Raw genomic sequence first — 12282 nt, forward strand, 5'->3', positions numbered from 1 at the left:
CCAGGCCGGCCGCGGGTTGGGTGTTTGTGTCTGTGGGCGGGGGCGGCGGGGGCCCCAGGGGGGCGGGGGTTGCTGCGGCTATTTTACCAAGTCCCGGGGGGGGGGGGGGCCCCCCCCCCACCCCCGCAAGGTATTTAGGCAAAGAAGAAGGGTCATGACCGGGATTTCCGATTTTATCGCCACGGTTCATCCCTATGACAGCCTGCCACAGGACGAATTGGCGCGTGTCGCCGGTTTCTTCGGTCGCAGGGAATATGCCGCCGGAGAGACGGTTTACGACATCGATGAGGCATTGCAGGGCTTGTTTCTGATCGAAAGCGGCGTGGTTCAGGTACGTGACCGCAACGGCGAGTCGGTGTCCGAACTGGGGCCGCGCAACTCTTTCGGGGAACGCGGGTTGCTGCGCGATGGCCGTGCCGTGACATCGGCCAGCGCGGTTTCGGATGCGGTGATCCTGATGCTGCCACGGCGGGAATTGCTGCGGCTGATGGAAGCGCATCCGGGTTTCGCCCGGTTTTTCGATCGCGGCAGCCGGGCGGTGATGCGGGCCTCGGATGCGGCGATGATGAAGGTCGGGGAGTTGCTGTCGGGGAAACCGCGAAGCTGCGGCGCGGACACGCCGATCATCGAGGCGGCAGGGATGATGCGCGACGCGCGGATCAGCAGTCTGGGCATCGTCATGGATGATGGGCGGCTGACCGGGGTTGTCACGATCCGCGACATGTCGAATCGCGTCGTTGCCGAGGGCTATGATCCGCAGGCGCCGGTTTCAGAGGTGATGACCCCGGATCCGGTCAGTCTGCCAAGCTCGGCGCTTGGTCTCGATGTGCTGAATATCATGTTCGAACGCGGCATCGGTCATTTGCCGGTCGTCGATGACGGGCGCTTCGTGGGGATGATCAGCCAGACCGATCTGACCCGGGTGCAGGCGGTATCCGCTTCGGCGCTTTTGCGCGATATCGCGCAGGCGAAGACGGTGGGCGAGATGGCCGAGACGACCGGCCGCATTCCCGGACTGCTGGCGCAGATGGCCCGGGCGCATCAACGGCATGAGATCGTCACCCGGATGATCACCGATATCACCGATGCCGTGACCCGCCGATTGCTTGAGATGGCCGAGGCGCGGCTTGGTCCTGCCCCCGCCGCCTGGGCATGGGCGGCATGCGGCAGTCAGGGCCGGCAGGAGCAGACCGGGATCAGCGATCAGGATAATTGCCTGATACTGGCCGAAGGGAGCGATCCGGCGGATCCCTATTTCGAAGGCTTCGCGCGGTTTGTCTGCGACGGGCTGAACGAATGCGGTTATGTTTACTGTCCCGGCGACATGATGGCGGTCAATCCGCGCTGGCGGCAGCCCCGCAATGTCTGGCGCGGCTATTTCCGCGACTGGATCGCCCGCCCGGATCCCGAGGCGCAGATGCTCGCATCGGTCATGTTCGATCTGCGGGCCATCGGCGGAGATGCCTCGTTGCTGAGAGGGCTGCAGACCGAGACGCTTGAACTGGCGGCGCGAAACTCGATCTTCGTGGCGCATATGATTTCGAACGCGCTCAGGCATCGCCCGCCTTTGGGGCTGATCGGCGGCTTTGCGACCATCCGGCATGGCGCGTATCGCGATCACATCGACATGAAGCTTGGCGGGGTGGTGCCGGTCAATGATCTGGCGCGGGTCTATGGGCTTCAGGGCAGGCTGACGCCGGTGAACACGCGGGCAAGGCTGCAGGATGCCGAGGCGAAGGGGATCATTTCCGGCAGTGGCGGGCGCGATCTGATCGCGGCCTATGACCTGATCCAGACGGCGCGGCTTGAAAATCAGGCTGCTCTGATCCTGTCCGGGCGGGCGCCCGACAATTTCCTGTCACCTGCCGATCTGCCCGATTTCGAGCGCAGCCATCTGCGGGACGCTTTCGTCGTCGTCAGGGGAATGCAAGCGGCCGTGAGCCATGGAAGGGGGATTCCGGGATGAACGCCATGTCGTTCGAATTGCTGGGTGCGATTATCGCGGGGATCGGGGCCGGGGCGTTGATCTTTGCCCTGATGCATGCCTCGCGCAAGGCCGGGTTCGCATTGCCCCGGTGGCTTCTGCCCGCAAGTATCGGACTGGCCATGATCGGATATTCGGTCTGGAACGATTATAGCTGGTTCAGCCGCACGAAAGAACAATTGCCGGCCGGTGCGGAAATGCTGCTGGTGGGGAAAGACAATTATCTGTGGGCGCCCTGGACCTATGTCGCGCCCGTTATCGTGCGTTTCGCGGCGCTGGACCCCGCCAGGATCACCGATGCCGGGGAAGATATCCGCCAAGCAGAGATCATGCTGATCGAGCGCCGCCGCCCGACGGTGATCGTACGGCAGAATTTCGATTGCGCGAAAGGCATGATCTCTGTTGCTGGCGGCGACTGGCAAAAGGCGGATGATGATCCGGCTATCGCCATCGTTTGCGCCGGGGAGGCCGGATAATGGCGGATATTCTGGTGATTGAGGATGAGGAAAATATCGCCATCGCACTGGATTTCCTGCTGACCCGTGACGGACACAGCCATGCGCGGCTGGCGACCGGGGCCGGAGCGATTCAGCAGATCCGCGAACGATCCCCGGATCTGGTATTGCTGGATGTGATGCTGCCCGAGGTTTCGGGCTATCAGATCGTGCAGGATCTGCGGGCCGATCCGGCCTTGAAGGATATCCGGGTGCTGATGATGACCGCGCGCGGTTCGGTGGTCGAGCGCCGCAAGGGGCTGGCGCTTGGCGCGGACGGGTTCATTGCGAAACCGTTTGAACTGTCCGAACTCCGGGCCGAAATGGCGCGCCTGCTGGAGCGGAAATGAAACGCCGGGTCGGTCTGCGGCTGCGTGTCCTGCTGCTGTTCGCGGGCTTTGCCGTGCTGCTGCTGGCCGGGTCCGGTCTGTCGCTATGGGCCGAGGCGCGGCGGCTGCCGGGTGAGGTCATGGCATCGGGTGACACGCTGGATGTGCTGATACGGACGGGCGTGATCCAGTTTTTCGGTATCCTGACAGGGACAGCCGTGCTGTGGCTGCTTGTCGATCATCATATCGTTCAGCCGATAGAGGGGCTTGCCGGTTCGATGCGGACCGGCCGTCCTCCGGATGTGATGCGGGCGCGGTATCTGGGCGATCTGGGTCCGGCAATCGCCGATGCTGTCGAGGAACGGTCCCGCACGCAAGAGGCTCTGGACGAGGCGGTGGCGGCTCAGGGGGTGGAATTGCAGCGTGAAAAGGAAACGCTGGAATCCATCTTCGCCGATTTCGGTGCGGGCGCGATAATGGCCGATAGCAAGGGGCGCGTGATCTTCTATAACGCTGCCGCTGCCCGGTTCCTGCCGGGGTTGGCGCTTGACCGGAAACTGTCGCCGCAAATCGCCCCGGCTGTGATCGAGGCTGCGCTTGCCCGTCTGGAGACAGGGGCCGGGGCGACCGATCTGGCTTGTCTGGCCCATGATGGGATGCGTCTTTCCGGCCGGATAAGGCATATCGGCGAGAATATCCTGCTGGTTCTGCAAGAGCGCCTGTCCACTGGTCCCGCACCACATGAGGCGTTAGAGGCATTGCGGCGCCACGCGGCGACGCTTGTGCCCATGCTTGATGCTCTGGAGGGGCCGATCCCGCAGGATCTGGCGCGTGCGATACGCGCCGAGGGTCAGGGACTGGCGGCCACTGCCCGGCAATTGACGGACTCGATGACCGGCGGTGCGGCTGTCGCGCGTGCGATGCCGCACGAACTCGTTGCCGGGCTGACGCTGCGGGGCGATTTGCCGCAGCAGGCGGTTCAGGCAGAGGCGGCCTCCATGAATGCGCTTTTACGGTTCCTGAATGGCCGGCTTTCGGATGAGGTCGGCAATCTGTGGGTGCAGGCAAGAATGACCGGTCAATCCGAATTGCACCTGCTGCTTGAATGGGCGGGGAAGGCTTTGCCGGTGGATCGTCTGGACGAATGGCTGTCCGAAAGACCCGATCCCGGGCAGCCTGACCTGACGGGGGCCGAGATTCTGGCGGCTCATGAAACCGGTATCTGGCCGGAATCCGGTCCGTCCGGCTCTCGTCTGGTTCTGCCCCTGCAACTGATGGGCGCGACGGAAGAGGTTGCGGGGCTGACCTATGATTTCGGTCTGGCATCGCGCGGGGCCTCATCCTCGCGGCTGGCCGATCTGACTTGTGTCGTTTTCGATACCGAAACCACCGGGCTTGAGGACAGCGACCGCATGGTGCAGATCGCGGGGTTGCGGATCGCGCGCGGCAGGCTGACCGGTGAAAGCTTCGAAACGCTGGTCAATCCCGGCCGCGCGATCCCGCCGCGCGCGACGGCGATTCACGGGATATCCGACGCAATGGTCGCGGACGCGCCCGGCCCGGATATGGCACTGACATCATTTCACCATTTCGCGCAGGATGCGGTGCTGGTCGCCCATAACGCGCCCTTCGACATGGGAATGCTGCGCAATACCGGCAAGGGGCCGGATTTCGACAACAGGGTGCTGGATACGGTTCTGCTGTCGGTCATGATCTGGGGCGGTTCGGTATCGCATACGCTGGATGCGCTGGCCGAGCGTCTGGGGATCGTCATCCCGCCTGAAAAAAGACATACCGCCATGGGCGATGCCCGGGCGACCGCCGAAATTTTTCTGAGCCTGATCCCTGCGCTGGAGGCCAAGGGGATCACCCGTTTCGAGGATGTCAGGGCCGAGGCGCGGAAACACCGCCGCCTGATCCGTGACGTTAACGGCTCCCGGAGTTGAAGAAAGATCCGGTGACGCCCGAAACGTTCAGAGTTCGAATTCCGGCGCGTCGGGATCGACCGGCAATCCGGGGCTGGGCCGTGGTTCGGGAATGTCGGAATCCGGAAGATTTTCGTCAATCGGCGGAGGTGGAGGCGCCTCTGCCTTGCGCCGGATGATGATATCTCCGTTTTCCAGCCGCTCGGGTGCCTGATAATTACGTAGATCGTCGATCTGCACCCGCAAATCCTTCAGCATCGGGGTCAGATTCTCGAATGCGCCGGACATGTCCTGCCCAAGCTGGTCCAGTTCGGGCCCCATGTCGCGCAGAAGGTTTTCCAGCAATGAACCTATGCCGCGTTCGATCGGATCGCCGCCGTCATCCTGAGATGTTCCGTCATTCGGCAGCGTATTCCGTGGCGCTTCATCGCCTTGCATCGGGGGCTGCCAGATATCGGGCGCATCCTGCGCATGGGCGGACTGGCCGGCGAAAACTGCCAGAACAAGCGGGACGGCAAGGGTCAGACTGCGCAACTGCATTGCTGAAAGATGGGAGATGCAGGCGGTTTCTGCAAGAGCGCCGCATATCGAGGCCGGCGTGATTTCGCGCTTATCCCTGACTTGCGGCCATGGGTTTCTGCATGGCGCGGAAGTTTTCCCATGCCTCGTTCAACCGGCGGGTGCGGGATTCTGCAAGGCGGACGGCCTCGGGCGGAAGGCCGCGGGCGATGGCGCGGTCGGGATGGGCTTCAAGGACCAGATTGCGCCAATGTTTCCGGGCTTCGGCCAGCGGTGTATCGGGGGCAATGCCTAGGATTTCGCAGGGCGGACAGCCTGCCTTCGGGTCGTGACGCGCACGGATCGCGGTCACCGTGGCCTTGGACAGGCCGAAAATGCGCCCGACCTCGTTGATAAAGTCACATTCTGCCTCGTGCAGATCGGCATCCGCGAGCGCGATGATGAACAGACCTTCGATCACATCGGCCAGAACCGGATCGCCGGCGGGAAACATCGCGGCAATGCGACGTGCCCAGGCATCGAACCCCGCCACATCCTGCCGGGCCAGATCGAAGACCCTGGCGGCGTTCTTTTCCTCGGCCCGGGGGATGATGAACACGCGCCGGAATGCCGAAACCTCGGATCGGGCAATCGCGCCGTCCGCCTTGGCGAGTTTCGCGCCAAGGGCGATCACCGCGATCGTGAACGCGACCGAGCGTTCCGGCGGAATGGCCGTACGCTGCCGGCCCAGCAATGCTGCCAGCCGATCACCGATTCGCTGCCAGAAGCTGCGGGGCTTTGGCAGGTTGGGGCAGACGGGTTGATGCGGGCTCGTATCCATGTCTTCAGATTAGCGGCTATGAACGTGCAGCGATAGTGCCGGGATTATCAAGATGATCGGCTTTTAGTTGAATTTTTCATGAGTCGGGCGGCCATACCGGACCGAAGGGAATTTCGCGCGGGCGGAAGGAGGACAACCGCCCGCGCCTCGCCGGATAATTACCCGGCGAGATAGGTATCAAGAGCCGCGCGGGTCCCCTGTTCGTAAAGCAGGGTCAGTTTGCGCGCGAAAGCCTCTTGAAAGCGTGTATCGTCGGCCAGCGGGCCGAAAACCGTTCGGTTCCCAAGGAAGGCGACGGGATTTCGGCGAGATGCGAGCGCGAATTCGCGCAGCACGTCGTGATTGTCGTCATTCGGGGGGATCTCCTGACCCTGCTCATCCGTACGTTCGCAATAGCGGCACCAGAAGGCGATCTCTTGCGCCAGCCCGTCGATGGCGCGATCATCCGCAAGCGCATCCTGCACGGTCGGCAGGATGAATTTCGGCTGCCGGTTCGATCCGTCCAGACAAAGCCGCGCAATCGTGTCGCCGATCTTCGGATTGGCGAAACGGTCCACGATCAGTTCCAGATAATCGCCGTAACCGACACCCTCGATCGGGGTGAGCGTCGGGATGATCTCGCGGATTTCAAGCGCGCGCAACCATGCCTCGATCTGCGGATCGGCCATCGCGTCATGGACGAAATGATGCCCCAGAAGCGCGGAAGGATAGGCGATGGCCGCGTGACCGCCATTCAGGATGCGCAGTTTCATCAATTCATGGCGGCTGACATCTGCGACGAATTCCGCGCCGACCATTTCTAGCGGCGGGCGGCCCTGCGGGAAGTTATCCTCCAGCACCCATTGCCGGAAGGGCTCGCAGACCACCGGAACCGGATCTTCGATGCCGAAACTGTCGCGCACCAATGCCCGTTCGCGGTCCGAGGTGGCGGGGGTGATGCAATCCACCATCGAATTGGGAAAAGCCACATTCTCCTGCACCCAATTCGCAAAGGCGGGGTCGGAAAGCCCGGCCAATCCGATCACGGTGCGGGCGCAGACATGGCCGTTTTCCGGAAGATTGTCGCAGGACATGACGGTAAATGGCGCGACGCCGGCCTTACGCCGGTTGCGCAGCGCGGACAGGATCATGCCGAAAACCGTCCGGGGCAGGGCGGGACCTTTCGCGTCATGCGCGATATCCGGGTGATCGGTGTCGAGGCCGCCGGTAGTGGCGTCCACGTAATAACCGCCCTCGGTGATGGTCAGCGACACGATCCGGATCGCCGGATCGGACATCGCGGCAATGACGGCTTGCGGCTCGACCTTGGCGAAATCCACCATAGAGCCGATGACGCGGGCATTCAGCCCTTTTGGATCCAGTTCAACCAGAGTGGTCAGCCAGTCCTGCTTTTGCAGCTTTTCGCGCATCAATGCATCGCCCGGGCGGACGCCTGCGCCGATCAAGGCCCAGTCGTGGCCCTCGCCCTGCGCGAATAACCGGTCAAGATACCATGCCATATGTGCGCGGTGAAAATTGCCGATGCCGACATGCAGGATACCGGGCCGGAGTCCTGCGCGGTCATAGCCCGGATGGACGACATCGGGGGCGAGATCGTTCAGTGTCGATTGTGCCAGAGCCATAGCCATGACGAAGCCTTTCGTCCGAACTCCCGGAACCATGCCGGGCAGAGTGAGGGATTGGCGGGCGCAAGCGGACAAATCCGCTCCCGCCCGCGCACAGGGACCAGGTCAGATACGATTGCCGTCCTTGCCGAAACGGTGCAGCTTGTCCTCTTGCGGGGTCAGCCAGATGTCGTCGCCGTGATACAGGTCGATTTCGCCATCGGCGCGGACGGTGATCGCATCGGCGATGCCGGTTCCCTCGACATAGAAGAACGTGTCGGAACCCAGATGCTCGCTGACGCCGATCCGGCCCTTCCATTTGCCGCTCTCGGTCGAGACGCCGATATGCTCGGGCCGGATGCCGATGGTTTCGGCCCCGAATTCCGCCGCCGTCGGGCCGGTCAGCAGATTCATCTTCGGGCTGCCGATGAAGCCCGCGACAAAGACGTTGCGCGGGTTGCGATACAGTTCCATCGGGCTGCCCACCTGCTCGATCCGGCCCGCCTGAAGCACGACGATCTTGTCGGCCATGGTCATTGCCTCGACCTGATCGTGGGTCACATAGATCATCGTGGTTTTCAGACGGTTATGCAGCTCGCTGATCTCAAGCCGCATCCCCACGCGCAGCGCCGCGTCAAGATTGGACAGCGGCTCGTCGAACAGAAAGGCCGATGGCTCGCGCACGATGGCGCGCCCGATGGCGACCCGCTGGCGTTGGCCCCCCGACAATTGCCCCGGACGGCGGTCCAGATAATCGGTCAGGTTCAATGCCGTCGCGGCGGCGTCGATCCGGCGTTTCTGCTCATCCTCGGGCATACCCGCCATCTTCATCGGAAAGGCGATATTCTTGCGCACCGACATATGCGGGTAAAGCGCATAGGATTGAAACACCATCGCCAGACCGCGCTTGGCGGGCGATGCCTCGGTCGCGTCCTGACCATCGATCAGGATACGTCCGCCGCTCACATCCTCTAGCCCCGCGATCAGGCGCAGCAGCGTGGATTTGCCGCAGCCCGAGGGGCCGACGAAGACGACGAATTCGCCATCCTCGATATTCAGGTCCAGCGGCGGGATGACCTCGACTTCGCCGAAACGCTTGGCGACATTCTCAAGAGTAATGTTTCCCATGACAGGTTTCCTTTACTTCACCGCGCCGAAAGTCAGGCCGCGAACAAGTTGTTTCTGGCTGAACCAGCCAAGGATCAGGATCGGTGCGATGGCCATGGTCGAGGCCGCGCTGAGCTTTGCGTAGAACAGTCCCTGAGGCGACGAGAAGCTGGCGATGAAGGCCGTCAGAGGCGCGGCATTCGTTGTGGTCAGGTTCAGCGTCCAGAATGCCTCGTTCCATGCGAGGATCACGTTCAGTAGCAGCGTCGAGGCGATGCCCGGCACAGCCATGGGGGTCAGCACATAGATGATCTCATTGCGCAGATTGGCGCCGTCCATCCGCGCGGCTTCAAGGATTTCGCCCGGAATTTCGCGGAAATAGGTGAACAGCATCCAGACGATGATCGGCAGGTTCATCAGCATCATGATGGTCACAAGGGCGATACGGGTATCCAGCAATCCCATGCTGCGCAGCCCCAGATAGACCGGCACCAGTACCCCGACCGCCGGCATCATCTTGGTGGACAGCATCCACATCAGCACGTTCTTGGTGTTTTTGGTCGGCTGGAACGCCATCGACCATGCCGCAGGAATGGCGACCGCCAGTCCCAGCAGGGTGGAACCGACCGCGATCACGACCGAGTTCCAGAAATAGCGCAGGTAATCCGAGCGCGTATTGACATCGATATAGTTCTGAAGCGTCCAGTCGAAATTGAACCAGACCGGGGGCGAGGCGATGGCCGTGGCCTCGGTCTTGAACGAAGTCAGGATCGTCCAGATGATCGGGAAGGAGATCAGCAGCCCGATGCCCCAGGCGGCGACGGTGATCAGGGCGCGCTGGCCCGTGGTGGTTTTCCTCGCCATGTCACAGCTCCAGATTCTTGCCGACGGCGCGCATCAGGAAGAAGGCGACGATATTGGCAATGATGACGGCGATCACGCCTCCGGCGGCACCCATGCCCGCGTCGAATTGCTTGAGCGACAGGTTGTAGATGAAGAACGGGATATTGGTGGAGGCATAGCCGGGGCCGCCCGCGGTGGTCACGTAGATCTCGGCGAAGACCGCCAGAAGGAAGATCGTCTGGATCAGCACCACAACGGTGATCGAGCGGGTCAGATGCGGCAGGGTCAGGTAAATGAACCGGCTGAGCCAGCCCGCGCCGTCCATCTCGGCCGCCTCCATCTGCTCGCTGTCCAGCGATTGCAGGGCGGTCAGCAGGATCAGCGTGGCGAAAGGCAGCCATGCCCAGGCGACCATGATGATGATTGACAGAAGCGGCATGGTTGACAGGAAATCGACCGGTTGCAGCCCGACGGCGCGGAAGAGATGCGCGAACAATCCGTTGACCGGGTGCATGAACATGTTCTTCCAGACCAGCGCCGAAACGGTCGGCATCACGAAGAAAGGAGAAATCACCAGAATACGGACGATGCCCTGGCCCCAGAAATCCATGTTCAGCAGCAGAGCCAGAAGGATTCCGCCCACGGTCGTGATGATCAGCACACCCAGTACCAGCACAAGCGTGTTCACAAGCGCTGGAATAAAGGCGGGGTCGGTCAGGAAATAAGTGTAATTCTCTACACCCGTCCATGAAGGAGGAGGGGTCAGGATATTATAGCGGAGAAACGAGAAATAGATCGTCGTTCCAAGCGGTATGATCATCCATGCCAGCAGCAGGATCACCGACGGTGAGATCATCAGCCGCGCCGCCTTATGTGCACGTTGCGTGGCCATGCGACAGTTCCTTCAGTTTGAGCCGGTCATGCCTGTGGCGTTCCGTGGGGCCCCTGGGGCCGTTTCGCCGTCGCCGGCCGGCCTGTGGAACCGGGAGGCGAGATGCGTCGGCGGCCCCCGGAAAGGTATTTATGCAAAGAAGAAGCGGCGGGGGCGGGCGTCGTTGGGCGGAACCGGCGTGAAAGGAGGGTTGGCCCGACCGGGGGAGAGCGTTCCGGTCGGGATGGTTGCGCGGAGCGCCGGGCTATTTGGGATAGCCCGCGCGGCTCATTTCACGTGTTGTGGTTGCCTGTGCGGCGGCGAGCGCTTCTTCCGGACTGCTTTGCCCCGAGGCCGCGGCCGAGAAAAGCTGACCGACGGTGGTGGCGATGCCCTGGAATTCCGGGATCGCGACATATTGCGCGCCGACATAGGGAACCTCGTCCACTGTCGGGCTGCCCGGATTGGCCGAGTTGATGGCTGCAAGCGTCATTTCGGCGAAGGGCGCGACCTTGGTATATTCCGGGTTCCCGTAAAGCGAGGTGCGGGTGCCCGGAGGGGCGGCGATCCAGCCCTCTTTTTCGGCGACGAGTTCGGTATAGCCCTTGCCTGTGGCCCATTCGATGAAGGTCTGCGCGGCCTCGGCATTTTCGGAACTGGCCGGAATCGCCAGCGTCCATGCCCAAAGCCAGTTGGCCTTCTGCCCGCCTTCGGCTGACGGAGCCTGAGCGAAGCCGACCTTGTCGGCGACCGTTGAATCGATCGGGTTGGTCACAAAGCCGGCGGCGACGGTGGCGTCATACCACATGCCGCATTTGCCGGTCTGGAACAGCGCCAGATTCTCGTTGAAGCCATTGGTCGAGACGCCGGGAGGGCCGAAATTTGTCATGATATCGACGTAATAGGTGATCGCGTTCTGCCATGGTTTCTGGTCGAATTGCGGGACCCACTCCATGTCGAACCATTTGCCGCCAAAGGAATTCGCCATCGAGGTCAGAAGCGCCATGTTCTCGCCCCAGCCCGCCTTGCCGCGCAGGCAGATGCCATAGACGCCGTTATCGGGATCATGCATCTTTTCGGCGGCCTCGCGGATGAAATCCCATGTCGGCTCGTCGGGCATTTCCAGCCCGGCCTGTTCCATCAGATCGGTGCGGTACATCACCATGGCGCTTTCGCCATAGAAGGGGGCGGCGTAAAGCGTGCCGTCCACGCTAAGCGCCTCGCGGATCGTGGGCAGCAGGTCGTCCACATCGTATTCGGCGCTCATTTCAAGGGGCTTCAGCCATTCCTGTCTGCCCCAGATCGGCACTTCATAGGTACCGATCGTCATAACATCATACTGACCGCCATTGGTGGCGATATCGGTCGTGACCTTTTCGCGCAGAACGTTTTCTTCCAGAACCACCCATTCGATCTTGATGCCGGGATTGGCGGCTTCGAATTCGCTGGTCAGCCCCTGCATGCGGATCATATCGCCGTTATTCACGGTGGCGACGGTCAGTGTGACGTCCTGAGCGGCCGCGATGCCGGCCGAGGCGCAAAGCGCCGTTGCACCCATGAGGATGCGAAATTTCGTGGTCATGTTGTCCTCCCTTACGATTTGAGCAAATGCCCTATCGATGGGCAAATATTCGCAAATGAAGAAGATTCTGTCAATAATCAAATGCGACCCGCGAATTCAGGACTATGATCCGGTTTCATGTAATTGGAATGACAGGAAATTCCCGTTCCGGTCACGGAACGGCAGGGCAAGATCGGGATTCGATGACGGAAAGAGGGCAGTAAG

11 protein-coding genes are annotated in these 12282 nt (G+C 61.9%); 4 read left to right on the top strand and 7 right to left on the bottom strand.

Annotated elements, in window-relative coordinates; translation table 11 throughout:
* Positions 1–154 precede the first annotated feature (154 nt).
* From Q0601_RS17955 to Q0601_RS17970, 4 genes are read left to right on the top strand one after another with little or no spacing between them, the layout of a single operon-like run.
* A complete protein-coding gene (locus Q0601_RS17955; protein WP_305291269.1) occupies positions 155–1966 on the top strand; it encodes a DUF294 nucleotidyltransferase-like domain-containing protein in 1812 nt (603 codons plus the stop codon).
* 5 nt (positions 1967–1971) lie between these two features.
* Positions 1972–2460 (top strand): hypothetical protein, encoded by a 489-nt coding sequence (locus Q0601_RS17960; protein ID WP_305291270.1) that lies wholly within the window; start codon positions 1972–1974, stop codon positions 2458–2460.
* Positions 2460–2828 carry a response regulator transcription factor gene (locus tag Q0601_RS17965; protein ID WP_305291271.1) on the top strand — a complete coding sequence of 123 codons (369 nt, stop codon included), beginning with the start codon at positions 2460–2462 and terminating at the stop codon, positions 2826–2828. The genes Q0601_RS17960 and Q0601_RS17965 overlap by 1 nt, the downstream gene beginning before the upstream one ends.
* The gene (locus Q0601_RS17970; protein WP_305291272.1) at positions 2825–4753 is read left to right on the top strand and encodes a 3'-5' exonuclease; all 1929 of its coding nucleotides are present in this window, start codon (positions 2825–2827) and stop codon (positions 4751–4753) included. Before Q0601_RS17965 ends, Q0601_RS17970 begins: the two co-directional genes overlap by 4 nt.
* A gap of 27 nt (positions 4754–4780) precedes the next feature.
* On the opposite strand, the gene Q0601_RS17975 is transcribed toward Q0601_RS17970, so the two are convergent.
* From Q0601_RS17975 to Q0601_RS18005, 7 genes are all read right to left on the bottom strand, one after another.
* On the bottom strand, positions 4781–5266 hold the full coding sequence (locus Q0601_RS17975) for a hypothetical protein (protein ID WP_305291273.1): 486 nt from the start codon (positions 5264–5266) through the stop codon (positions 4781–4783).
* 76 nt (positions 5267–5342) lie between these two features.
* Positions 5343–6071, bottom strand: coding sequence for a molecular chaperone DjiA (locus Q0601_RS17980; protein ID WP_305291274.1), 729 nt, complete (start codon positions 6069–6071; stop codon positions 5343–5345).
* Positions 6072–6229: 158 nt separating this feature from the next.
* Positions 6230–7699, bottom strand: a complete 1470-nt coding sequence (locus Q0601_RS17985) for a mannitol dehydrogenase family protein (protein ID WP_305291275.1) — start codon at positions 7697–7699, stop codon at positions 6230–6232.
* Positions 7700–7801: 102 nt separating this feature from the next.
* On the bottom strand, positions 7802–8803 hold the full coding sequence (locus tag Q0601_RS17990; protein ID WP_305291276.1) for an ABC transporter ATP-binding protein: 1002 nt from the start codon (positions 8801–8803) through the stop codon (positions 7802–7804).
* Positions 8804–8815: 12 nt separating this feature from the next.
* Positions 8816–9646, bottom strand: coding sequence for a carbohydrate ABC transporter permease (locus tag Q0601_RS17995; protein ID WP_305291277.1), 831 nt, complete (start codon positions 9644–9646; stop codon positions 8816–8818).
* Between the two features lies 1 nt (position 9647).
* Entirely contained in the window at positions 9648–10517 is an 870-nt protein-coding gene (locus Q0601_RS18000) for a carbohydrate ABC transporter permease (RefSeq protein ID WP_305291278.1), read from the bottom strand.
* A gap of 244 nt (positions 10518–10761) precedes the next feature.
* Positions 10762–12078 (bottom strand): ABC transporter substrate-binding protein, encoded by a 1317-nt coding sequence (locus Q0601_RS18005; protein WP_305291280.1) that lies wholly within the window; start codon positions 12076–12078, stop codon positions 10762–10764.
* Between the last annotated feature and the right edge of the window lie 204 nt (positions 12079–12282).

It is taken from the genome of Paracoccus wurundjeri (assembly GCF_030678915.1).
GTDB lineage: Bacteria > Pseudomonadota > Alphaproteobacteria > Rhodobacterales > Rhodobacteraceae > Paracoccus > Paracoccus onubensis_A.

What these genes read in the sequence shown, in the direction of transcription:
- Q0601_RS17995 (WP_305291277.1), bottom strand. Translation starts at nt 9,646, where the DNA reads ATGGCGAGGAAAACCACCACGGGCCAGCGCGCCCTGATCACCGTCGCC.
- Q0601_RS18005 (WP_305291280.1), bottom strand. Translation starts at nt 12,078, where the DNA reads ATGACCACGAAATTTCGCATCCTCATGGGTGCAACGGCGCTTTGCGCC.
- Q0601_RS17960 (WP_305291270.1), top strand. Translation starts at nt 1,972, where the DNA reads ATGTCGTTCGAATTGCTGGGTGCGATTATCGCGGGGATCGGGGCCGGG.
- Q0601_RS18000 (WP_305291278.1), bottom strand. Translation starts at nt 10,517, where the DNA reads ATGGCCACGCAACGTGCACATAAGGCGGCGCGGCTGATGATCTCACCG.
- Q0601_RS17980 (WP_305291274.1), bottom strand. Translation starts at nt 6,071, where the DNA reads ATGGATACGAGCCCGCATCAACCCGTCTGCCCCAACCTGCCAAAGCCC.
- Q0601_RS17955 (WP_305291269.1), top strand. Translation starts at nt 155, where the DNA reads ATGACCGGGATTTCCGATTTTATCGCCACGGTTCATCCCTATGACAGC.
- Q0601_RS17990 (WP_305291276.1), bottom strand. Translation starts at nt 8,803, where the DNA reads ATGGGAAACATTACTCTTGAGAATGTCGCCAAGCGTTTCGGCGAAGTC.
- Q0601_RS17970 (WP_305291272.1), top strand. Translation starts at nt 2,825, where the DNA reads ATGAAACGCCGGGTCGGTCTGCGGCTGCGTGTCCTGCTGCTGTTCGCG.
- Q0601_RS17985 (WP_305291275.1), bottom strand. Translation starts at nt 7,699, where the DNA reads ATGGCTATGGCTCTGGCACAATCGACACTGAACGATCTCGCCCCCGAT.
- Q0601_RS17965 (WP_305291271.1), top strand. Translation starts at nt 2,460, where the DNA reads ATGGCGGATATTCTGGTGATTGAGGATGAGGAAAATATCGCCATCGCA.